A 21,995-nucleotide genomic window follows, 5' to 3' on the forward strand; every position below is an offset into this window, starting at 1 on the left:
AATACTGAAACTCTGTTCCATTTAATAAAAATAAGAGGACTTGTCTGAATGAAAAAATTACAATCATTACTTGTCGGTGCTATCGCTAGCGCCACATTGTCTATGGCTAATGCAGGAACTTTGGTAATTAACTCGGATCAAGCTGATCCAGCACCAAAGAAAGCATTTACTGAAATTGTTCAAAAATTCGAAAATGAAAACCCTGATATTACGGTCAAATATAATTTATATGATAAAGAAGGTTATAAAACAGCCATTCGTAATTGGTTATCTACAAGTCCACCTGATGTTGTGTTTTGGTACGCCGGTAACCGTATGAAAACTTTTGTAGACCGTGGTTTATTTGAAGATGTAAGTGATATTTGGGAAAAAGAAAATCTTAAAGAAAATATGCCTTCCGCTACACCTGCAATGACAATCGATGATAAGCAGTGGGGCCTTCCTTACACTTATTATCAATGGGGTATTTATTACAGAAAAGATATTTTTGATAAATTAGGTCTTTCTGAACCTAAAACATGGGATGAATTTTTAGCCGTTAATGCCAAGCTAAAAGCCAATGATATTGCTCCAATTGCCATTGGTACTAAGTACTTGTGGACTGCCGCTGGTTGGTTCGATTACTTGAATATGCGTACAAATGGTTTGGATTTTCATATCGACCTAATGGACGGCAAAATCCCTTATACTGATGCTCGTGTGCGTAAGACATTTGAGCACTGGAAGGAGTTGGTAGATAAAGGATATTTCCTAGACAATCATGCTTCGTATTCTTGGCAGGAAGCGCAACCATTCATGTACAACGGCAAAGCGGCGATGTATTTGATTGGGAACTTCATTACGCCTAACTTCCCTGAAGAGCTAGATGGCAAAATGGGCTTCTTCCAGTTCCCACAAATTGATCCAGCAATTGGTATGGCTGAAGATGCACCGATGGATACTATTCATATCCCATCAAAAGCTGCAAATAAAAAGGATGCTCGTACATTCTTAGAATTTATGGCTCGTGCAGATAATCAAACCTTAGTAAATGCCGCATTATTACAGATACCGCCGCATAAAAAGGCACAAGCACCTGATAATTTCTTTTTGAATAAAGGTGTTAAAATGCTTAATGATTCTGCTGGTACTGCTCAGTTTTACGACCGTGATACCGAACCAAGCATGGCTCAAGAAGGTATGAAGGGGTTCCAAGAATTTATGGTAAAACCTGAACGTTTAGATGCTATTTTAAAACGCCTTGAAAACGTTCGAAAGCGCGTTTTTAAATAATACACATTTTTCTAACCTAGAGAATGAGTTGTAACTTAAAGCCAGTATGATGTTCATACTGGCTTTTAATGTTTGGGGCTTAATGTATTGATTATGCTCTCTTGATTCTATTACTTTCTAGCTTAGTCATAGTCGTAAAAAAACCGAGGTCACTTCAGGTGACTCTCGGTTTTTTCAGTCTACATGTTAGATATTTTCTAGTATCCAAACTCCAATTGAACAAAACAATTAGGCCATAACCTATTTTGTTTTCTGGTTCACGCTCGCCAACAAGGCTTGAATTGAAGCAGATACAATGTCGTTATCAATGGCAACACCATTAAAACGATCACCGTCAATGTTCACTTGCACATAAGCGATAGCTTGTGAGTCGCTGCCCACTGTTAACGCGTGCTCTTGATACTGGATAATATCGATACGCATGTCGAAATGCTTACCTAGTGCTTCACTAAAGGCTGATAAAGCGCCATTACCATTTCCGCTAATATTAATACTTTCGTTATTACCAATAAGCTCTGCATTTACTGTGTCTACATCATTTTTAGCAAGGTCGTATTTGCCCAATTTGTATGGCGTAGTCCCTGTCATGAAGCTTTTTTCAAACAAGGCTTTCATTGACTCTGCGTTTACCACACCACCTTCTTGTTCTGCAAACTGTTGAACTAATGGGCTAAATTCAACTTGTAACCAACGAGGCAATGCCAAGCCATATTCTTGTTCAAGCGTATAAGCAACACCGCCTTTGCCTGATTGGCTATTAACACGGATAACTTCTTGGTAACTACGACCCACATCACGAGGGTCAATTGGCAAGTAAGCCACATCCCAAGGTTTGTCGTCTGTTTGGTTTGCTAAGCACTTCTTAATAGCGTCTTGGTGAGAACCAGAGAAAGCTGTGAAAACCAATTCGCCTGCGTAAGCATGACGTGGGTGAACCTGCAACAAAGTACAAGCTTGTACTACGCTGATAATGCGGTCCATATCGCCTAATGCCAATTTAGGATCGATGCCTTGGCTGTACATGTTCATCGCCATAGTGACGACATCCATATTACCTGTACGCTCACCGTTACCTAACAAGGTGCCTTCGATGCGATCTGCACCGGCCAACAAACCAAGTTCCGCTGCAGCGACGCCACAACCTCGGTCGTTATGAGTGTGTAAGCTAATAATCATGCTGTCACGTTGCTTAACTTCGCGACAAAAATATTCGATCTGATCTGCAAAACGATTAGGTGTTGAAACTTCAACGGTTGCAGGCAAGTTGATAATGATTTTGTTGTCAGGCGTTGGTTGCCAAACATGCGCAACCGCATCGACTACTTCAACAGCGTAATCAATTTCAGTACCTGTAAAACTTTCAGGTGAGTATTGGAAAACCCATTCTGTTTCAGGGTGTTTCGCTGCGTGGTCTTTTACGCATTGTGCGCCTTTTACCGCGATGTTCTTGATGCCATCTTTGTCTAAACGAAACACTTGCTCGCGTTGTGTTTTAGACGTTGAATTATAAACATGAACGATGGCTTTTTTCGCACCCTTCAATGACTCATAAGTACGCTCGATCAACTCTGGGCGAGCCTGAGTTAATACTTGAATGTAGACATCGTCTGGCACTTGATCTTCTTCTATCAACCAACGTACAAAGTCAAAATCTAACTGGGATGCAGCAGGGAAGCCGACTTCAATTTCTTTAAAACCCACATCTACAAGTAGGGCGAAGAATTGTTTCTTTTGTTCCACTGTCATTGGTTCAACCAGCGCTTGGTTGCCATCACGCAGATCGACACTAGACCAAATAGGAGCGCTTGTGATTTCTTGGTCTGGCCAAGTTCGATTCTTAATCTCGACAGATTTAAACGGCGTGTACTTAGTGTGATCAAAAGATGTCATGATCCTTCCCTTTTTCAATGGTAGAGCCGATAAGCTCAGGTTTTAATATTAAGACACTTATTATCTGAGTAGAGAAATAGGTGCGTTGTTATATGTCTATCATAACGAATTTTTTTGAGTAAAAGATTGCGTTTTTTAGAAAATAATCAATCCATATGGCATTATATTGCGTAATATGTCTTTAAATTAGTCATTAGGTGGCATTTAAATGAAGTTTGATAAGATTGATTTGAATATTTTACGTGAATTACAGCAAGATTCTAGCTTAACCAATCAAGAATTAGCGGATCGTGTTGGTCTTTCTGCATCACCCTGTTTAAGAAGGGTAAAAGCTTTAGAGGAGAGTGGCATTATAGATCGTAAAGTGACTATCCTAAAGCGATCTACTTTGGGATTAAAGTTAACCGCCTTTCTACAAATTAGCATGGATAGGCATACACCAGATCGTTTTAATGTCTTTGAAGAACAGGTGAACTGCTTCCCAGAAGTAAGAAATTGCAACCTAGTGACAGGTCAAAATTGTGACTATTTACTAGAAGTGGTAGTAGAAGATATGGAAAAATATCATGATTTTTTGTTGGGGCAACTAACGCGAATACCAGGTGTTACTGGTGTTCAGTCTAGTTTTTTATTGCGTAGCGTTAAAGAAAGTACTGCTTTACCGCTAGAGCATTTACTCTAAATAAAATGTTATATTATAACCACCCATTGAATTATGATTTTATGACCTAATAAATGGATGATCGATTAAATAAAAGTCCCTAGAAAGAGAAAAGGTATGAGCAAGTTAACAATAAAACGTCGAGTGATGATTCCTGTAAGGGCAGGTGACGTGATGGCCGAGTTTATCTCCTTTAATGGTGATGACTCAGGCAAAGAACATATAGGGATATATTTTGAAGGCACGACACCAAAAAAAGATGGTGCGGTGCCATTAGTACGTTTGCACTCTGAGTGTTTAACGGGTGATGTGTTTGGGTCTGGTCGTTGCGATTGTGGAGAGCAATTGGACGAAGCCATAGACCGAATTAACGAAGAAGGCGGATACATTCTTTATCTGCGCCAAGAAGGTCGAGGCATTGGCTTGTATGCCAAGCTAGAAGCCTATGCACTACAAGATCAAGGTTATGACACCTACGAAGCGAATGAAATGCTTCATTTGCCAGAAGATGATCGTGATTTTAGTATTGCAGCAAGAATGTTAGATGCGCTTGAGGTATCAAAAGTACGATTGCTCACAAACAATCCAGACAAGTCTGAACAGCTAACGGCCAATGGCATTGATGTTGTAGAGATTGTGCCAACGCAAGTTCACGTGAATCAACATAATCGTCAGTATTTGGAAACAAAAGCCAAACGTAAACAGCATACGTTAAAACTTGATTAGATCGAATTATTCACAAGACCGTATTTTTAAAGGCGAACCGAAAAAGGTTCGCCTTTTTTATTTATCAGTGCGTGCTGAGATGCGAAAGACAAATGTTGGTGCTGAAAGAAATATCAAATGCTAAAATGGCTGTATTCAAGCCACTATTAGCTTATTTCACGTTAAGTCACTGTCTAGATTGTGAGTCTAAATGTCATTACAACAAACAAGCCTTAGTTTTGTGACGATTCGTCGGCAATTTGACTTTCGCGGTATCGAAATGGGCCGTTGGGTCACACCAGAAGAAAGAGATCGTGCCGCGGTTAACTTTAACCAAGCCTTGCACGACTTAATGGATGCCTTACAAGGGCCTGAACAGCTTATTTCTTTGCGAGGTACGTTGGGTCTTCAATTTGGCAAAGGCGGACAACGTGGCGTCGCAGCGCATTACATGCCAGCGACTCGGCAATTAGCCTTGGCAAAAAACGCCGGAGCAGGAAGCTTAGCTCACGAGTGGTTCCACGCGTTCGACCATTACCTGGGCGATAAAATGTTTCACTTCGCCTCATCATCCAGCTTTGCTTCCAGTAATTGGCTACAAGAACCAGACTCAAGCAATATAAAATCCCACCCGTTAAACACGCTGCTAGGGGACTGCTTCAAAAGCGTCCTACTCAGTCCAGACGGAAGCGACACCAGCGAACTGTTCCAAGCATCGAAACGTGCCGATGAAAAATACAATGTTTTCTATTACGCCAAACCAGAAGAAATGTGCGCCCGTGCCTTTGAAGCTTTTATAGAAGACGCTAAACCAGTTAGCAGGTTCCTTGTAAAAGGCAGTAAATACTCAGAAGAAGCCAAAGTTGGGCTTTATCCTAAAGGACGGCAACGCGAATTGATCAATAAAGCCTTTCGAGATTATTTTGGTTTGCTTGGTGGTGCGTTGAGTAGAGAAAATAGTTAAGTTACGCATTAATTCAAATGAGTTACCCTAACATCATAACAGTTAATTTTGTTTTCCTTGAATGGCTTTCATTATCAAAGCCATGCCACTAATACTGGGTAAATCAGAGCTGGCTGAACTGCCATCGATATGATCTGAAAATATTTTTTCAATAATGATTTTATCTTGATCATCGCCAATTTGATTATTTTGCTTCATTGCGAGATAGGTTTGTATCTGCATGGCTTTATTTTCTGAAAACTGAGCGTATTTAGTTCTTGCTGAAGCTGTTGCCATGCAATATCTTGCAATCCATATACCGGGTAGCGCAGTAATGGTTACTCCCATTAAGATCATAAACGCTTTGAGTCCTTCAGAAATCTCTTCTCCAGTAATGAGTTTATTTAATGAAGTTCCTGATTCAAAATAAGATTGAATAACGATACTTTCAGCCCAGAAGGTAAGAAGTAGGGCAATGGTTGAAGTGAAAATTAATTTGTATGCAGAAGTTTTTGCTTCATTTTGCTTGTTTCGCCAATAAACAACCGCTTCTTTATTGGCGATATGCTCTCTAAAGTTAGCAATGGTAGCTTCTACATCTTTTTTGGCATTGTCTAATAAATTGTTTAATTGCTTCTTATGCTCTGGTATATCTTTGTGTTGGAATTCTCGTAATAAACGAACAATACGACCTCTAGTTCCTAGTATTTCGTCGTTTTGCTCCTCATGTAGTTCTAGTAAATCTTGATAAAAGATACCTGTTCGGTTTTCTATTTCAGCCTCTATACTAATTTCTCTATTGATTTTTTCTCTTTTATCAATTCCTTCAAGAAATAAATTGAAAGTGTTATTCGTTTCATTTTTACTGCGATAGGCGCTTTGAATAAACATACAAAAATGAGGGAACCCACTGTAGTTCTGACTTTGTTTACCAAGCAAGCCTACAATAAAAGCATTACTTAAATAGTCTTGAGATAACTCAGTTTCTTTTAAGGCTTTTGCAAAAGGAGACTCAGGGTAAAATAAGCAACCATTTGGATAAAAGAAGTCATTAATAATGACGCTTAACTGTTTTGATACTTGTTTCTCAATAATTTCACTATTGCTATGGAATGTATCATCTATTTTTGCAATTTTATGTTTTTTTAACTCGTTTCGGACAGACTGTCTTAATTGAATAACTAACTCTGAAAGGTACTTGAAGCTATTGTAAAATTGAGTAAGCTCGTTAAAAAATTCATCAAGCTTTTCTAATGATCTAAAGCTTCGTTTACACCCCTGAAGTGTTACCGCTATTGGCTTCTCTAGCTTTACTTTTTGTTCCATCATTTATTTCCTTGCTCTGGCGTCGACTATATTTATTAAAAACAGCTTTGCTAATGAATACTTCTATTGAGGATATCAAAACTTTAAGGAACGTAGGAAACAAAAAACGAGCCATTTGGCTCGTTTTTTGTTTCAGCTTATAAAATTTTAATCTTCATAGCTGTCTATCGGAGGGCATTCGCAAAACAAGTTACGATCACCATAAACATTGTCAATACGACCCACTGGTGGCCAGTATTTACGTGCTTTGATCCAGTTAAGCGGGTAGGCGGCTTCTTTACGTGAGTAGCCATGTTCCCACTCAATATCCAAAAGACTGTCCGCTGTGTGTGGTGCGTTAACGAGCGGGTTGTCTTCCAGCGTCCATTCACCTGATTGAACTTTTTTGATTTCGTTACGAATTTGAATCATGGAATCACAGAAACGATCTAGCTCTTCTATGTTCTCAGATTCTGTTGGCTCGATCATCAAGGTGCCTGCAACAGGGAATGACATGGTCGGTGCGTGGAAGCCAAAATCCATCAGACGTTTTGCGATGTCTTCTTCACTTATGCCAGATTCCGCTTTTAGCGGGCGAATGTCGATAATACACTCGTGCGCTACTGTGCCATTTTTACCTGTGTAAAGTACTGGGTAATGATCTTCAAGGCGCTTAGCAATGTAGTTCGCATTCAAAATAGCCGTTAGGGTTGCATCACGCAGACCTTTGTCGCCCATCATTTTGATGTACATCCAAGTAATGACAAGAATGCTTGCGCTGCCGTAAGGTGCTGCAGAAACCGCACCATGTTGTTCGCTCATTCCCATTACTGGTGTGACTGCGTGACCCGGTAAGAAAGGTGCAAGGTGAGATTTAACACCAATTGGTCCCATACCTGGGCCGCCGCCGCCATGAGGTATACAGAATGTTTTGTGCAGGTTAAGGTGAGAAACGTCACCACCAAATTTGCCTGGAGGCGCAACGCCAACCAATGCGTTTAGGTTTGCACCATCAATGTAAACTTGTCCGCCGAATTTGTGGACGATGTCACACACTTCACGAATGTGTTCTTCAAATACACCGTGAGTGGATGGGTAGGTTGCCATGATGCAGCTTAGTGCTGCGGCGTGTTTCTCTGCTTTTTCAGCCAGATCAACCAAATCAATGTTGCCATCTTCATCGCATTTTACGATAACGACTTTCATGCCTGCTAATGCGGCAGATGCTGGGTTAGTACCGTGAGCAGAACTAGGAATCAAACAAATATTTCTGTCGTGATCGCCACGAGATTTGTGGTATTTGTCTATCGCGATTAGACCAGCGTATTCGCCCTGTGCACCCGAGTTTGGCTGCATTGACATGGTGTCGTAGCCGGTTGCTTTCGAAAGCATCTCAATCAAGTCTTGCAACAACGCATGGTAGCCGATGACTTGGTTATCTGGTGCAAATGGGTGAATGCGCCCAAATTCTGCCCACGTCACTGGAATCATTTCTGAAGCTGAGTTCAGTTTCATTGTGCAAGAGCCAAGTGGAATCATGCTTTGATTCAAGGCGATGTCTTTTACTTCTAATTGATGCATGTAGCGCATCAATTCGGTTTCGCTGTGATGACTATTGAATACTGGGTGCGTCAATATGTCGTCTTGGCGAAGTAGGGAAGTGTCAAAGCCGTATGAGGCGTCAGAGCCAGTCACGTCTTCTAATGTCAGTGTTGCACCAAAGCATTCTGCTAAATCGATTAGATCGCTTGGTGTGATGGTTTCATTTAAAGAAACAGAAATTTGGCTCTCTGAGACCTTGTAGAAGTTCATCAACTTGGCAACGCCTTTTGCCATAATAGCGTCAGTTTGGCTCCCAGTATTAACAACAACAGTGTCAAAGTAGTTTGCGTTGGTGGTTAAGCCTTGTGCTTGAACGGCTTTAGCAAAACAATCTGTTAGGGCGGCAACACGGTTGGCGATTTTTTTCAATCCAACTGGGCCGTGATAGACCGCATAGAATCCTGCCATCATGGCGAGTAGGGCTTGAGCAGTACAAATGTTCGACGTGGCTTTTTCGCGACGAATATGTTGCTCACGTGTTTGCATTGCCATACGTAATGCTGGTTTGTCGTGGCTGTCTTTAGAGACACCAATCACTCGACCCGGCATAGAGCGTTTGAATGCGTCTTTTGTTGCTAGGAATGCCGCGTGTGGTCCGCCGAATCCCATTGGTACACCAAAGCGTTGCGCGCTACCGAATACAATGTCAGCACCCATATCACCCGGTGATTTCAGTAATACTAAAGATAATAGGTCAACGGCAATACTTACCAGTGCGCCTTGTTCGTGTGCTTTGGCAATCACTGGCGTTAAGTCACTTACACTGCCATCAATACCTGGGTATTGGAAAATGGCGCCAAATACATCGTGGCTTTCAAAATTATTAATATCATCAACAATGACATTGATGTCCAATAATTCAGCACGGGTTTTAATAACGTCAATGGTTTGCGGTAGGCAATGGCTGGCAACAAAAAGAGAGTCGTTCTTTTTACGGTTAGAGCGTTTCATTAGCGTCATTGCTTCAGCAGCGGCTGTAGCTTCGTCTAGTAATGACGCGTTGGATATTTCCATACCTGTTAGGTCGATGATGACTTGTTGGAAGTTAAGTAGCGCTTCCAATCGGCCTTGTGAAATTTCTGGTTGGTAAGGTGTGTACGCTGTGTACCAACCTGGATTTTCTAATAGGTTTCTTAAAATAGGGGAAGGGACATGCGTATCGTGATAACCCATACCGATAAAAGAACGCGCTACTTTGTTTTGGATGGCAATTTTCTTTAATTGAATAAGAGCATCGCTTTCGCTAACTGGCTCAGCAGAAAGGTCTAAATTTGCTTGACGAATCGCTTCAGGAACTGTTTTGTCAATCAGTTCAGGAAGAGAGTCTACGCCTATAGTCGCTAGCATTTTTGCTTGTTCAGAAGCATCAGGGCCGATATGGCGAGCCATGAATTCGTCGTTATTGAGCAAATCGCGGATTAACGATGCCATAGTGTGATCACCTATTTAAGAAGCTATTTTAAAAAAACGGAAAAGATAAGCTCTCTTGTAAGAAGGCAAGAGAGCAAATTTAGATATTATTCGATAGAGGCTGAATAGCCTGCTGCATCAAGTAATTTATCAAGATCAGCGCTGTCGCTTAGCTTGATTTTAGCAATCCATGCACCTTCAAAAGGCACTTCATTGATTAGTTCAGGTGAATCGTTAAGATCTTCATTCACTGCAATGATTTCACCATTTACTGGTGCATAAATATCAGAAGCGGCTTTTACCGACTCAACTAATGAAAACTGCTCAGCTGCGGTTACTTCTGAACCAATTTCTGGTAGTTCAACATAAACAACATCGCCAAGTAGGTCTTGAGCGTGGTCAGTGATACCAACGGTTACTGTGCCATCACCGTTATCTAGAACCCATTCATGGGAATCTGCGTATTTTAGATTTTCTGGAATAGTGCTCATTAGATATATGCCTCTTTAAAAAATAGCCAAGAGAGAATGTCTCTTGGCTATGTGATCTTAGCGGTAAAGTGGGAATTTTTTACAAAGTGCGTTTACTTCTGCAAGTACACGCGCTTCTACTTCAGGGTTACCTTCAGGCATAGCAACTAAGCCATCGATAACGTCACTGATTAAATGACCTACTTTGCGGAACTCTTCAATACCAAAGCCGCGAGATGTCGCTGCTGGTGTACCGATACGAATACCTGATGTGATCATCGGTTTTTCAGTATCGAACGGGATACCATTTTTATTACAAGTGATACCCGCACGTTCTAGTGCTTTATCTGCCATGTTGCCTTTGATGCCTTTAGGGCGAAGGTCAACCAGCATTAGGTGGTTATCAGTACCACCCGTTACGATATCGCAACCACGTTCAATCATTACTTCAGCCAATACTTTCGCGTTCGCAACAACTTGATCAATGTAGACTTTAAATTCAGGTTTCAACGCTTCACCGAAGGCAACCGCTTTACCCGCAATAACGTGCATCAATGGGCCACCTTGGTAACCTGGGAAAACCGCAGAGTTGATTTTCTTTCCTAACTCAAGATCGTTAGAAAGAATCATGCCGCCACGTGGGCCACGTAATGTTTTATGCGTTGTCGTTGTTACAACGTGAGCATACGGAAGTGGTGATGGATGAGCACCTGTCGCAACAAGACCAGCAATGTGTGCCATATCAACGAAAAGGTAAGCGCCTACTTTGTCAGCGATTTCACGGAAACGTTTGAAATCAATAACACGAGGAATAGCTGAACCACCAGCAATGATCATTTTTGGTTTGCATTCTAATGCTTGCGCTTCGATTGCATCATAATCGATCAATAGTGTTTCTGGGTGAACTTGGTATTGAACGGCATTAAACCATTTGCCAGACTGTGCAGGTTTTGCACCGTGTGTTAAATGTCCACCAGCGTCTAAAGACATACCCAGGATAGTGTCGCCAGGTTGTAATAGAGCAAGCATTACCGCGCCATTTGCTTGAGCACCGGAATGAGGTTGTACGTTTACAAATTCACAGTTGAATAACTGCTTAGCACGATCAATGGCAAGCTGTTCTGTAACATCAACGGCTTCACAACCACCGTAGTAACGGCGATTAGGATAACCTTCTGCATATTTGTTGGTTAAAACTGAGCCTTGAGCTTCTAAAACAGCTTTTGATGTGATGTTTTCAGAAGCAATAAGCTCGATACCAATTTCTTGGCGCTTTTCTTCTTCAACAATGGTTGCAAAAAGTTCTGGGTCTCTTTCAGCTAGGGTTTGGCTGAAAAAAGCGTCGGTGTTAGCCATGGAAAAAATCCTCTTAAATAAACATGTATGCCCAAAAGACAATGAGTCTTACGTATAATAACACTAAGGCAGTCTAAGATGATGAAAAAAGATCATCTTTCCAAGAGCGTCAATCATTGTCCGGTTTACGTCATTTTATCCTATCATAATCAAAAAGTTTCCAATTGGAAACAATAAATGCTGATGACGGTTAAACTTTATTTTGTTAATTAATTGATCGATCGGTCAGTTTTTTCCTCTGTTAATATAGGTGTTAGATGTTGTTTAGGTCAAATAAATACACGTTAATGCTTGTCATATCCTGTTAGTTTTAGATATTCTGTTTCCTATCGGAAACAGGTTCTATCAACATTTTAATTAAGGCTTTCCCTATGAAACGTACCGCTTTATATGATCAACATATTGTCTCCAATGCCAGAATGGTTGAATTTGCTGGTTATGAGATGCCTGTTCAATATCCTCTAGGAGTGATGAAGGAGCATTTGTGGGTTCGAGAAAATGCTGGTTTGTTTGATGTGTCACATATGGGGCAAGTGATGTTGAAAGGGAAAAATGTGAAATCATCCCTTGAAAAAATTCTTCCTGTGGATGTATTAGATCTGCCTGTCAATATGCAGCGTTACGGTATGTTTACGACACCAGAAGGTGGTATTACAGATGACCTAATGTTTGCTAATTGGGGCGACGATATCTTTATGGTTGTTAATGCAGCCTGTAAAGAGCAAGACATTGCTTATCTTAAGGCGTCTTTGGTTGGTTGTGATGTTGAAGTTATTGAAGATAGAGCCTTGCTTGCTATTCAAGGCCCTAAAGCTCGCGAAGTATTTTCTCGTCTTATTCCTGATGCGATCAATATGGTTTTCATGCAAAGCCTTAAATTTGATTGGCAGGGTGTTGAAATTTGGGTGAGTTGTTCTGGCTATACAGGTGAAGATGGTTATGAAGTGTCTGTACCTAATGAGCAAGCTGATGATTTTGCTCGTGCTTTATTAGCTTTTGAAGAGGTTGAGTGGATTGGCCTTGGTGCTCGTGACTCTTTGCGTCTTGAAGCTGGCCTATGCTTGTACGGACATGATATCGATACGAACACAACGCCTGTGGAAGCATCGATTAACTGGGCAATTCAAAAAATCCGTCGTTTAGATGGCGAGCGTGCCGGTGGTTTCCCTGGTGCAGATGTGATTCTTCCTCAATTTACGAATAAACCAGCGAGAAAGCGTGTTGGTTATTTGGTTGAAGGTCGTGCGCCAGTACGTGAAGGTGTTGAAATAGTCGATGTTAATGGTGAAGTGCAAGGTGTTGTTACCAGTGGTGGTTTTTCGCCAACCTTGTCTAAACCTATTGTTATGGCTTATGTATCAACGGCGCCTCTTAATTCTGAAGAACCTTTGTTTGCAAGTGTACGAGGTAAGAGTATCCCGTTAAAACAAACAGCAATGCCTTTTGTGCCTTCTCGATATTTTCGTGGGTAATGATTCGTAATTAGTGGCTAAAAGTTAAAATGTTAGCGACTAAAGCGAACTAAAACCCTTTAGTCGCCACATGAAATGCGTTACACATTGCCAATTCAGTGGCTTTGCGTAGCGCATTTTTTTTTCTTATGTGATAATTCTTATTTTTAGGGAGTCTGCGCTTGGTAAGTGCACAACAGCTTGTAGAGGCTTTTGACGCTCATTTCCTTTCAAGTTTTAATACTCGTTTAGTTGCTGGGGCTGAAGAGCCTCTTTATCTGCCTGCAAGAGTAGATGTTCCCGCGACGATTTATTTTCGTTTTGATTATTCTTCCAGTGCTTTGCACGAAATAAGCCATTGGTGTATTGCAGGTAATAAGCGTCGTTTACTAGAAGATTACGGATATTGGTATGAATCTGATGCTCGGGATCTACAAACACAGCAAAAATTTGAGCAGGTTGAGGTTAAACCTCAAGCGGTTGAATGTATTTTACATTGGGCGGCAGGCTTGCCGTTTCGTGTCAGCGTCGATAACTTGTCGTTGCCAGAATATGATGCACAGCACTTTGAACGTGCTGTAATGAATCAAGTGAAAGCTTATATTGACTCTGGAATACCTGAACGTGCCTGCACTTTTGCGACATTACTATTACTTAAACGTCAGCCCGATGTGGTTTTTAATGGATTTTTAAAACAACAATATGAAAATTATTGCAGATGAAAATATGCCTAATGCAGAAAAATTATTTTCTCATTTAGGTAGTGTTGAGTTGGTTAATGGTCGAGCTTTAACTCAGGCGCAGGTAAAAGATGCCGATGTCCTTCTGGTTCGTTCTGTTACGAAAGTTACCCGCGATCTTCTAGAAGGCAGCCAGGTACGCTTTGTAGGGAGTGCAACCATTGGTGTGGATCATATAGATTTAGATTACCTTGCTGAAGCAGGAATTGTTTTTAGTAGTGCGCCAGGATGTAACGCGGAAGCGGTTGCTGATTATGTATTTAGTGGTTTAAGTTATCTTTATATGACTAAAAAACTCCAATGGCTAGATAAAAAAATTGGAATAATTGGTTACGGTAATGTTGGAAAAACAGTTTATGCACGGTTTGCTCAAATGGGTTGTCGTGTTTGTGTTTATGATCCGTTAAAAGAAAGTGACACATCCTCTATTCATTTTGTTTCATTAGAAGAAATACTTACTTGTGATGTGATTTCTTTGCACGCACCTTTAACTCGAGATGGTGATCATCCGACAAAGGGAATGTTAGGTGAAAAAGAGTTAAGTAAGTTATCAGCTGGTGTTGCTATCATTTCTGCAGGTCGAGGCGGTGTTATCGATGAGCAAGCCTTAATAGCATGTCATCAGCGTTTAGAAGGCGATATTCACCTTGTGTTAGATGTCTGGGATAAAGAACCTGATATCAATCATAATGTAGTGTCTATTGTAGACATTGCTACACCTCATATTGCCGGTTATAGCAAACAAGGTAGAGAGAAAGGTACATGGATGGTGTATCAGGCATTGTGTCAGCATTTGAAATTAGATATTGTCGATGTTCATAAGCATGATGCAATAAGTGCAGGTTGGTTTTCTTCTTTTGATATGAGTGTTGAGTTTCCGCAGGAAGAAATGCTGGCTCGATGTATTCATGCCATTTATGATGTGGCCAGAGATGATGCACGGTTGCGTTACAAGTATCGAGAAAGCAAAGAAAACAATGTGTTTGATTGGTTGCGTAAGCATTATGTAGAAAGAGACGAGTTAAATACTTGTGTTGTAAGTACGCAAAAAAATGCCTCTCTCAATATTCTCGATGCGGTTGGCTTTTCGATAGATACTAATAAAAACTAAGGTTAAGTACATGGCTGGAGTAATGCAAGTTGACCTAGGTGATCTTGATGTACCTATAGGGACGAACGTACAGTTGGAGTTTATTTCACCTCCTGGTAGGTATGTGGTCAAAGTGCTTGGCAATATTGCTGGTAGTTCATTGATTTTGTCTTGCCCTAGGTTGAATGGTAAAAATATCTTAGTAAGAGAAGGTCAGCTTGTTAATATTCGTCTTATGCTGAGTACTCATGTCTGTGCGTTCTCAAGTAAAGTGGCTAAAAGCTATTTGGAGCCGGCCGCCCATCTTCATATCGCGCACCCCGATCATGTTGATACTTCAGAGGTTCGTCAAACCGTCCGTATTGAAACTCGACTAATATCAAATTTAGAACCAGATAAAACCAAGACAAGTATTGCAGAGCCTTCTTCTGCGATTATTATTGATTTGAGTCTTGGTGGTGCGAAACTCATCTCGAAAGATGATTTCGGCTCAATAAATCAGACAATGCGTTTAGTCTGTAATATAAAAATTGGGCCTTATACGCACATATTAAAATTAGATTGTGAAATTCGTTCTCAAGAAATTCAAATGTTAGAGCAAGTTCAGGCTACCATTGCTGACAATGAATTCTTGACTCGTATGGGGGCAGAGTACTTTTATGTTTATGGCATTAGTTTTATTAACATAACGAAGGATTCTGGTATTCCTCTTACTGCCTTTGTTCTTGAAACGCTACGCAATAAAAATAAATGAATTGATTTCATATTATCCAGCCAAAAAAAAGCCAGCATCAGCTGGCTTTTTTGTGACTTAGTTAAAGCCTAAAGGGCTTGAAGTGCTTTTATTCTATCGTCGATAGGAGGGTGGCTTGAAAAAAGTTCTCCTAGTGTTGGTTTTTTGCCACGTTTAATGCCAAACGCAAGCATGGAGTCTGGCATAGTTGCCTCTTCGCTTTCCTTTTGTAGGCGAACAAGAGCTGCGATCATAGCGCCTTTACCAGCCAACCTTGCCCCTGCTTCATCTGCTCTAAATTCACGAAAACGCGAAAACCACATTACAATCGTTGATGCTAATATGCCGAAAATAATTTCGAATACAAAAGTAGCGATGTAATATCCCCAGCCGACTGAGCTGCTGCTGTCGTTTCTACGTAAAAACTGGTCTACTGCGTACCCTGCAATACGTGCAAAAAACATCACGAATGTATTGACGACACCTTGGATAAGAGAGAGTGTGATCATATCACCATTCGCCACGTGACCAATTTCGTGACCAAGCACCGCTTTGATTTCGTCAGGTGAAAAACGATCTAGCATACCGCTGGAGACGGCAACTAAAGCGGCGTTTTTATTCCAGCCTGTAGCAAAGGCATTAGCACCATGCGCAGGAAAAATAGCCACTTCTGGCATTTTGATGCCCGCTTTTTGCGATAGTTCTTTTACCGTATCCAGTAACCATACTTCTTTGTGATTACGTGGTTGCTCAATAACGACTGCGCCAGATCCACGCTTTGCCATGAATTTAGACAAAAGCAATGACACCAAGCTTCCAGCAAAGCCGAATACACCACAAAAAATCAATAGCGATGTGAAATCTAAGCCGTTACTGGTCATGTAGCCATTAACGCCTAAAAGACTCAAAACAATACCTGCCACCACCATGACAGCAAGGTTTGTTAATAAAAATAGAATGATGCGCATTGCGATACTCCTTAATGAACTGTTAAAAGGCATAGTAGGGCTTTATTAAGTAATTTCAAGTGACTGGGCTAGTTATTCCTTAATCCTCTTAAATGAGACTTGTAGCGCTTTTAGATAGGGGGCGTGTTTTCTATTTTGGTTATTATTTTTTGAAAAAAACGATCTAAACTTTTGTTGAGAGGTATAAATGTTGAGAGGTAAAAAAAATACGTTTCTTACTTTTTGTAAGAAACGCATTTTTTATTATTGCAATATTATTCTGTTAACTATTTTAATAAGATGATGACGTTTGGATCACTTAGTAATCGCTTAACTGTTTGGCTTGCTAAGTCATTCATATTATCTTCAGTGTCTTGCTGGTAGGGCATAGTGCCATACTCTTTGATTTTTTGAGATCCATAGTTAGCTGTATAGGTTTGTCCTTTCGCCGTAAGGGTTGCTTTTAATTCAAAATCTAATGTAGCCACTGTTTTTAATGTTTCGACTTTTGTTACATAGCTCATTTTAGTTATTTCAATTTTAAAGTCTGCTGGTGGCATGACACCTTGTTCAGGGGTGAAACCTAATCTACGCAACCCACTTAATACGCTTTCTTTTACGCTTTCGTTGATGTCATTTGTTGTATAAATCGAAGCGCGTTCATTAAGTGCCGTTTTAATCGAGCCAACAGAGTTAGTAAGTTGTGTACTGGTGGAAACTTTAATGACTCTATCGTTAGTTAAGTTCTTAGTTGCAACATTGGCTTGAGGTGTAATGCTTATATAGTGTGTTGTAGAACACCCAGCTAATAAAAGTGCCGAGAGTGATAATGTTAAAAGAAGTTGTTTGTTTAGCATAAGAGCTCCGATCCAATTGATTTTAAAGCGACTTTTCACCTAAGCAGCTTAAATTAATAAAAAAAACTATTGATTTTAAGATTAGTAACAGTAATATACGCACCCGCTAACACAGCAAGATTATGTAGCTGTCCCATTCGTCTAGAGGTCTAGGACACCGCCCTTTCACGGCGGTAACAGGGGTTCGAACCCCCTATGGGACGCCATTCTTTCATTAGGCTGGTTTATATAGTTTACCTATATTTCTCTGAATGAGAAGTTTTTGCTTAAGTTAGATAGTTTTGCGGGAATAGCTCAGTGGTAGAGCACAACCTTGCCAAGGTTGGGGTCGCGAGTTCGAGCCTCGTTTCCCGCTCCAACATCTTAATTAGCGATAATGAGATGTTTTGTTTACAGTTTTTTCAAAACTGAATTATGTCCCATTCGTCTAGTGGTCTAGGACACCGCCCTTTCACGGCGGTAACAGGGGTTCAAACCCCCTATGGGACACCAATTTATTAGATAAGGTACTTTCTTTTGAAAATACTTTATCTAAGAAATAAGATATTTCCTGAATAGAGTAGGGCAATGTCAAATGCGGGAATAGCTCAGTGGTAGAGCACAACCTTGCCAAGGTTGGGGTCGCGAGTTCGAGCCTCGTTTCCCGCTCCAACATCTTAATTAGCGATAATGAGATGTTTTGTTTACAGTTTTTTCAAAACTGAATTATGTCCCATTCGTCTAGTGGTCTAGGACACCGCCCTTTCACGGCGGTAACAGGGGTTCAAACCCCCTATGGGACACCAATTTATTAGATAAGGTACTTTCTTTTGAAAATACTTTATCTAAGAAATAAGATATTTCCTGAATAGAGTAGGGCAATGTCAAATGCGGGAATAGCTCAGTGGTAGAGCACAACCTTGCCAAGGTTGGGGTCGCGAGTTCGAGCCTCGTTTCCCGCTCCAACATCTTAATTAGCGATAATGAGATGTTTTGTTTACAGTTTTTTCAAAACTGAATTATGTCCCATTCGTCTAGTGGTCTAGGACACCGCCCTTTCACGGCGGTAACAGGGGTTCAAACCCCCTATGGGACACCATTCTTTTTTACGCTATCATAGCTAACCTTATTTTTGAGATTTAGCCATGACTTGGTTTGTCAATTACAGATTAGATTCCTCTGTTTCCGTTGTTGATCGTGGGCTGGCTTACGGTGATGGCGTTTTTGAAACCATACGCGCTACTCCAAATACTCTTTTCCAACTTAATGATCATATGTCTCGCCTTTCTAGCGGCTTAACCAAGCTTGGAATGCCTTTCTCCTTTGAAGATCAAAAGACATTAACTCATTTCTTAAATGTCCATATACTGCCTCTCGTGAACGAAGACTCGGTTGTAAAAATCATTGTTACTCGTGGAGAGGGGGGTAGGGGGTATTTGCCTCCAGAAAATTGTACACATACAATTATTATCGGTATTCTCCCAGCTCCCAATTATCAAATACATCAAGAAAAAGGGGTGAGTCTTTCTATCTCACCTGTACCGGTAAGTAGTAATCGTTTTTTAGCGGGCATCAAGCATTTAAATCGTCTAGAAAATATTATGGCGAAACGCTTTTTAGCCTCGCCAGATTTTGAAGCTATTATGTTAAACGGAAATAATGAGTTAGTTGAATGTATCCAAAGTAATCTGTTTTGGATTAAAGAAGGAATTTTATACACGCCTTCACTTCAACTGGCGGGTGTACGCGGAACTTTTAGGAAAAACATTATAGAGAATCAAGTAAATTACTCTATCCAAGTTGGTCGGTTTCCATTGTCTACTTTGATGTCTGCTGATGAAGTCTTTATTACCAATAGTCTAATGGCAATTGTCCCAGTGACTAGTGTTGCAGGGAAATCCTTCCCTATCGGGTTACATACTCGAAAACTACAAATTTTAATGCAAGCTAAGGATGAGCATGGCGTTCATTAAGTGGATTTATCGTGTTGCCTTTTTAGTATTTACTTTGTCTGCTCTATTGGCGGGTTATCTTTATTACTCTGTTACAGAGCCTGTGGGTGTTGGTTCCGTTGAAACGATTGAAGTGAATAAAGGTGATACCTTCTATCAATTAGGAAATGTATTAAGTAAAAAGGGGTTAATTGAGTATCCCATTTTAACCAGAGTTGTTTCTAAATTGCATCCGGAATGGGTTCCTAAAGTTGGCCAATATGCCATCAAGCCCGAGATGAACTTATTAGATATTATGGCGCTATTTGACTCTGGCCAGTCTATTTTTTACTCCATCACATTATTAGAAGGAAAAACAACTCAAGATTACCTATTGGCGATGCAAGCTAAGGGAAACATTAGTATGACGTTGCTTGGCTTATCTAATAAAGAGATAGCAGAAGCGCTAGACTTAAAGGTGTCTCACCCAGAAGGTCAGTTCTTTTCTAATACGTATCGTTACCATGAAGGTGATACTGACGTTAGCATACTGAAACACTCTCATAGCTTAATGCTGTCAACATTAGAAGAATTATGGGAAGAGAAAGTAGCTGATTTACCTTACAAATCATCCTATGAGGCTTTGACTATGGCCTCTATTATTGAGAAAGAAACAGGTGTGGCAGAAGAACGTAATTTAATCGCCCGCGTGTTTATTAGTCGATTAGAAAAGGGGATGCGTTTACAGACTGACCCCACTGTGATTTACGGATTAGGTGAGCGTTTCACAGGTAATTTAACACGGAAAGGCTTAAAAGATTCATCACCTTACAATACCTATAGAGTATATGGTTTACCGCCTACTCCTATTGCTAATGTTGGACGAGAAGCAATTGAAGCGGCTTTAAATCCAGGGAAAACCCGTGCGTTATACTTTGTTGCGAAAGGGGACGGAACACACGCTTTTTCTAATACATTAATAGAGCATAATCGAGCGGTACGAAAATATCAGTTTAAGCGACGTGAAGATTACCGATCGACTCCAGATCCGACGGAATAGAGGCATTGTTCTATGAAAGGTAAGTTTATTTCGCTTGAGGGCGGAGAAGGTAGTGGTAAGACAACAGCCATTCATTTTATACAGCAATGGTTAGAGTCAAATAATATTCCGTATCTAATGACGCGTGAACCAGGTGGAACACCCTTGGCAGAAGAGATTCGCCAACTTGTTTTGAGTGAGCGAAATGAAACTGTAAATGATGTTACTGAACTGCTGTTAGTGTTTGCAGCTAGGGCGCAGCATTTGGCTGAAAAAATCCAACCAGCCTTAGAAGAAGGCACCTGGGTAATCAGTGATCGCTTTCTTGATTCTACTTATGTTTATCAAGGTAAGGCTCGTGGTGGTAATGTTGAGTTTTTAGATCAGCTCGCTGATTGGGTGGTAGGCAGTAATAATCCTGATGCCACCTTGTTGTTAGATGTTCCTGTTGAATTAGGGCTGGAGCGTGTTGTTCAACGTCAACATCAAGACCGTTTAGATAAAGAATCTATTGAATTCCATCAAAAAGTTCGAGAGGGCTTCCTTGAACGTGCGAGTGCAGACCCTCAAAGAATAAAAATCATCAATGCTAGTCTTTCATTGGATGCGGTAAAAGTGCAAATTGAAAAGCAGTTGATTGCATTAAATCATGCTTGGTCAGGTGATGTTTAAATGACAAACCTTGCCCATTGGTTGAAGCCTTGCTTGCAGCAAATTCAACTATTGAAACAAACAAACCGATTATCTCATGCTTTGCTTATTATGGGCGCGGACGGGGTTGGCCAAGAACAGCTTGCTCGCGAAATGGTAAAAGATCTAATGTGTGAAAGTGATCAGTCGGCAGCTTGTGGGAACTGCCATTCGTGTCAATTAATACGAGCAGAAACGCATCCTGACTTTCGGATTCTAGACGGTGAAGCGTCAAGCATTAAAGTTGATCAAGTACGATTGTTAGTAAAGCAAATTAACCAAAAACCTCAAGTTGGGCAAAATAAAGTGGTATTAATTACCCATGCCCAAGCGATGAACATTAATGCCGCCAACGCTGTATTAAAAGCGCTAGAAGAGCCTGCACCACGAACCTATTTTATTTTAACCAGTTCGCAATCAACAAGCCTTTTGCCCACCATACGAAGTCGTTGTCTTTTAGTTAATATTCCTACTCCAAGCCTTGATGATGTGAAGACGTGGTTAATGGATCAACCAGAAAGCGAAGAGCTTAGTAAATTATTTTGGCTTACCACTCAACCATTTCGCCTACTTTCTATTCAACAACAGAATAAGGTCCCACTCTATGTGGATCTTCCAGCTCAATTAAGCGAGATGCTACAAGGTTCAGTTACGGCAAATGATGTACTTAAAAGCCTGGACAATAATAACTTTGAAGATTTTTGTAATGGCTTAGAAGCTATTTTACATCAATGTATTTGTTGCTCTACAGGCGCGCAATTGGATGCCAGTTTGCAGAGTGTCTATCCCATTTTAATTTCACGCTTAGGTATTCAAGGTTTAATGCAGCGCTATCAAGCATTGCAAAAATTAAAATCAGACCTTAAAAAAACCAATTTAAACCCCATTATGCAACTTACATACGAATTAAATCAGTGGTAAATA

General features: G+C 40.5%; 19 protein-coding genes and 7 tRNA genes. 19 read left to right on the plus strand and 7 right to left on the minus strand.

Annotated features, from left to right (window positions below):
• Window positions 1-48 precede the first annotated feature (48 nt).
• Window positions 49-1,272, plus strand: a complete 1,224-nt coding sequence (locus IF202_RS13165) for an ABC transporter substrate-binding protein (RefSeq protein WP_191595380.1) — start codon at window positions 49-51, stop codon at window positions 1,270-1,272.
• A gap of 240 nt (window positions 1,273-1,512) precedes the next feature.
• On the opposite strand, the gene leuA is transcribed toward IF202_RS13165, so the two are convergent.
• Window positions 1,513-3,162: a 2-isopropylmalate synthase gene (gene leuA, locus IF202_RS13170; RefSeq protein WP_191595381.1), complete on the minus strand. Its 1,650-nt coding sequence runs from the start codon at window positions 3,160-3,162 to the stop codon at window positions 1,513-1,515.
• A gap of 208 nt (window positions 3,163-3,370) precedes the next feature.
• Here leuA and IF202_RS13175 point away from each other — a divergent pair, with 208 nt between their 5' ends.
• The 3 genes from IF202_RS13175 (at window position 3,371) to IF202_RS13185 (ending at window position 5,492) form a co-directional block, all read left to right on the plus strand.
• Complete coding sequence (locus IF202_RS13175; protein WP_191595382.1) at window positions 3,371-3,844, plus strand: Lrp/AsnC family transcriptional regulator; 474 nt, start codon at window positions 3,371-3,373, stop codon at window positions 3,842-3,844.
• 96 nt (window positions 3,845-3,940) lie between these two features.
• Window positions 3,941-4,549: a GTP cyclohydrolase II gene (gene ribA, locus IF202_RS13180; RefSeq protein ID WP_191595383.1), complete on the plus strand. Its 609-nt coding sequence runs from the start codon at window positions 3,941-3,943 to the stop codon at window positions 4,547-4,549.
• Window positions 4,550-4,739: 190 nt separating this feature from the next.
• Window positions 4,740-5,492: a CLCA_X family protein gene (locus IF202_RS13185; protein ID WP_191595384.1), complete on the plus strand. Its 753-nt coding sequence runs from the start codon at window positions 4,740-4,742 to the stop codon at window positions 5,490-5,492.
• A gap of 42 nt (window positions 5,493-5,534) precedes the next feature.
• Here the strand turns inward: IF202_RS13185 and IF202_RS13190 are convergent, their stop codons facing one another.
• The 4 genes from IF202_RS13190 to glyA form a co-directional block, all read right to left on the minus strand.
• Complete coding sequence (locus IF202_RS13190; RefSeq protein ID WP_191595385.1) at window positions 5,535-6,800, minus strand: hypothetical protein; 1,266 nt, start codon at window positions 6,798-6,800, stop codon at window positions 5,535-5,537.
• Between the two features lie 144 nt (window positions 6,801-6,944).
• Window positions 6,945-9,809, minus strand: a complete 2,865-nt coding sequence (gene gcvP / locus IF202_RS13195) for an aminomethyl-transferring glycine dehydrogenase (RefSeq protein ID WP_191595386.1) — start codon at window positions 9,807-9,809, stop codon at window positions 6,945-6,947.
• An 86-nt stretch (window positions 9,810-9,895) separates the two neighbouring features.
• Window positions 9,896-10,279, minus strand: coding sequence for a glycine cleavage system protein GcvH (gene gcvH / locus IF202_RS13200; RefSeq protein WP_191595387.1), 384 nt, complete (start codon window positions 10,277-10,279; stop codon window positions 9,896-9,898).
• Window positions 10,280-10,336: 57 nt separating this feature from the next.
• On the minus strand, window positions 10,337-11,614 hold the full coding sequence (glyA, locus tag IF202_RS13205) for a serine hydroxymethyltransferase (RefSeq protein WP_191595388.1): 1,278 nt from the start codon (window positions 11,612-11,614) through the stop codon (window positions 10,337-10,339).
• A 371-nt stretch (window positions 11,615-11,985) separates the two neighbouring features.
• On the opposite strand from glyA, the gene gcvT reads away from it, so the two are divergent.
• The 4 genes from gcvT to IF202_RS13225 all read left to right on the plus strand — a co-directional run bounded on the left by gcvT (window position 11,986) and on the right by IF202_RS13225 (window position 15,649).
• Window positions 11,986-13,086 carry a glycine cleavage system aminomethyltransferase GcvT gene (gene gcvT, locus IF202_RS13210; RefSeq protein WP_191595389.1) on the plus strand — a complete coding sequence of 367 codons (1,101 nt, stop codon included), beginning with the start codon at window positions 11,986-11,988 and terminating at the stop codon, window positions 13,084-13,086.
• Window positions 13,087-13,247: 161 nt separating this feature from the next.
• Complete coding sequence (locus tag IF202_RS13215; protein ID WP_191595390.1) at window positions 13,248-13,787, plus strand: elongation factor P hydroxylase; 540 nt, start codon at window positions 13,248-13,250, stop codon at window positions 13,785-13,787.
• On the plus strand, window positions 13,768-14,916 hold the full coding sequence (locus tag IF202_RS13220) for a 4-phosphoerythronate dehydrogenase (RefSeq protein WP_191595391.1): 1,149 nt from the start codon (window positions 13,768-13,770) through the stop codon (window positions 14,914-14,916). Before IF202_RS13215 ends, IF202_RS13220 begins: the two co-directional genes overlap by 20 nt.
• Window positions 14,917-14,926: 10 nt before the next feature.
• Window positions 14,927-15,649: a flagellar brake protein gene (locus IF202_RS13225; protein ID WP_191595392.1), complete on the plus strand. Its 723-nt coding sequence runs from the start codon at window positions 14,927-14,929 to the stop codon at window positions 15,647-15,649.
• Between the two features lie 68 nt (window positions 15,650-15,717).
• Here the strand turns inward: IF202_RS13225 and htpX are convergent, their stop codons facing one another.
• Complete coding sequence (gene htpX, locus IF202_RS13230; protein ID WP_191595393.1) at window positions 15,718-16,596, minus strand: protease HtpX; 879 nt, start codon at window positions 16,594-16,596, stop codon at window positions 15,718-15,720.
• A 266-nt stretch (window positions 16,597-16,862) separates the two neighbouring features.
• Complete coding sequence (locus tag IF202_RS13235) at window positions 16,863-17,432, minus strand: YajG family lipoprotein (RefSeq protein WP_191595394.1); 570 nt, start codon at window positions 17,430-17,432, stop codon at window positions 16,863-16,865.
• Between the two features lie 130 nt (window positions 17,433-17,562).
• On the opposite strand from IF202_RS13235, the gene IF202_RS13240 reads away from it, so the two are divergent.
• The 11 genes from IF202_RS13240 (at window position 17,563) to holB (ending at window position 21,992) form a co-directional block, all read left to right on the plus strand.
• Window positions 17,563-17,638, plus strand: a tRNA-Glu gene (locus IF202_RS13240).
• A 77-nt stretch (window positions 17,639-17,715) separates the two neighbouring features.
• Window positions 17,716-17,790, plus strand: a tRNA-Gly gene (locus IF202_RS13245).
• A 58-nt stretch (window positions 17,791-17,848) separates the two neighbouring features.
• A tRNA-Glu gene (locus IF202_RS13250) sits at window positions 17,849-17,924 on the plus strand.
• 84 nt (window positions 17,925-18,008) lie between these two features.
• Window positions 18,009-18,083, plus strand: a tRNA-Gly gene (locus IF202_RS13255).
• Between the two features lie 58 nt (window positions 18,084-18,141).
• A tRNA-Glu gene (locus IF202_RS13260) sits at window positions 18,142-18,217 on the plus strand.
• 84 nt (window positions 18,218-18,301) lie between these two features.
• Window positions 18,302-18,376 (plus strand) — tRNA-Gly (locus tag IF202_RS13265).
• Window positions 18,377-18,434: 58 nt separating this feature from the next.
• Window positions 18,435-18,510, plus strand: a tRNA-Glu gene (locus IF202_RS13270).
• Window positions 18,511-18,556: 46 nt separating this feature from the next.
• Window positions 18,557-19,384 carry an aminodeoxychorismate lyase gene (gene pabC / locus IF202_RS13275; protein ID WP_191595395.1) on the plus strand — a complete coding sequence of 276 codons (828 nt, stop codon included), beginning with the start codon at window positions 18,557-18,559 and terminating at the stop codon, window positions 19,382-19,384.
• Window positions 19,371-20,402 (plus strand): endolytic transglycosylase MltG, encoded by a 1,032-nt coding sequence (gene mltG / locus IF202_RS13280; protein WP_191595396.1) that lies wholly within the window; start codon window positions 19,371-19,373, stop codon window positions 20,400-20,402. Before pabC ends, mltG begins: the two co-directional genes overlap by 14 nt.
• 12 nt (window positions 20,403-20,414) lie before the next feature.
• On the plus strand, window positions 20,415-21,053 hold the full coding sequence (tmk, locus tag IF202_RS13285; protein WP_191595397.1) for a dTMP kinase: 639 nt from the start codon (window positions 20,415-20,417) through the stop codon (window positions 21,051-21,053).
• On the plus strand, window positions 21,054-21,992 hold the full coding sequence (gene holB / locus IF202_RS13290) for a DNA polymerase III subunit delta' (protein ID WP_191595398.1): 939 nt from the start codon (window positions 21,054-21,056) through the stop codon (window positions 21,990-21,992). It begins immediately after the preceding gene.
• The last annotated feature ends 3 nt before the right edge of the window (window positions 21,993-21,995 follow it).

Origin of the sequence: Marinomonas colpomeniae, from assembly GCF_014803385.1 — a bacterium.
GTDB classification, from domain to species: Bacteria; Pseudomonadota; Gammaproteobacteria; order Pseudomonadales; family Marinomonadaceae; genus Marinomonas; species Marinomonas colpomeniae.

Excerpts from the sequence above, each read along its gene's own strand:
- pabC (WP_191595395.1), top strand. The coding sequence starts at position 18,557 with ATGACTTGGTTTGTCAATTACAGATTAGATTCCTCTGTTTCCGTTGTT.
- IF202_RS13190 (WP_191595385.1), bottom strand. The coding sequence starts at position 6,800 with ATGATGGAACAAAAAGTAAAGCTAGAGAAGCCAATAGCGGTAACACTT.
- leuA (WP_191595381.1), bottom strand. The coding sequence starts at position 3,162 with ATGACATCTTTTGATCACACTAAGTACACGCCGTTTAAATCTGTCGAG.
- gcvT (WP_191595389.1), top strand. The coding sequence starts at position 11,986 with ATGAAACGTACCGCTTTATATGATCAACATATTGTCTCCAATGCCAGA.
- gcvP (WP_191595386.1), bottom strand. The coding sequence starts at position 9,809 with ATGGCATCGTTAATCCGCGATTTGCTCAATAACGACGAATTCATGGCT.
- IF202_RS13220 (WP_191595391.1), top strand. The coding sequence starts at position 13,768 with ATGAAAATTATTGCAGATGAAAATATGCCTAATGCAGAAAAATTATTT.
- IF202_RS13235 (WP_191595394.1), bottom strand. The coding sequence starts at position 17,432 with ATGCTAAACAAACAACTTCTTTTAACATTATCACTCTCGGCACTTTTA.
- IF202_RS13225 (WP_191595392.1), top strand. The coding sequence starts at position 14,927 with ATGGCTGGAGTAATGCAAGTTGACCTAGGTGATCTTGATGTACCTATA.
- mltG (WP_191595396.1), top strand. The coding sequence starts at position 19,371 with ATGGCGTTCATTAAGTGGATTTATCGTGTTGCCTTTTTAGTATTTACT.
- gcvH (WP_191595387.1), bottom strand. The coding sequence starts at position 10,279 with ATGAGCACTATTCCAGAAAATCTAAAATACGCAGATTCCCATGAATGG.
- htpX (WP_191595393.1), bottom strand. The coding sequence starts at position 16,596 with ATGCGCATCATTCTATTTTTATTAACAAACCTTGCTGTCATGGTGGTG.
- ribA (WP_191595383.1), top strand. The coding sequence starts at position 3,941 with ATGAGCAAGTTAACAATAAAACGTCGAGTGATGATTCCTGTAAGGGCA.
- IF202_RS13165 (WP_191595380.1), top strand. The coding sequence starts at position 49 with ATGAAAAAATTACAATCATTACTTGTCGGTGCTATCGCTAGCGCCACA.
- tmk (WP_191595397.1), top strand. The coding sequence starts at position 20,415 with ATGAAAGGTAAGTTTATTTCGCTTGAGGGCGGAGAAGGTAGTGGTAAG.
- IF202_RS13185 (WP_191595384.1), top strand. The coding sequence starts at position 4,740 with ATGTCATTACAACAAACAAGCCTTAGTTTTGTGACGATTCGTCGGCAA.
- IF202_RS13175 (WP_191595382.1), top strand. The coding sequence starts at position 3,371 with ATGAAGTTTGATAAGATTGATTTGAATATTTTACGTGAATTACAGCAA.
- holB (WP_191595398.1), top strand. The coding sequence starts at position 21,054 with ATGACAAACCTTGCCCATTGGTTGAAGCCTTGCTTGCAGCAAATTCAA.
- glyA (WP_191595388.1), bottom strand. The coding sequence starts at position 11,614 with ATGGCTAACACCGACGCTTTTTTCAGCCAAACCCTAGCTGAAAGAGAC.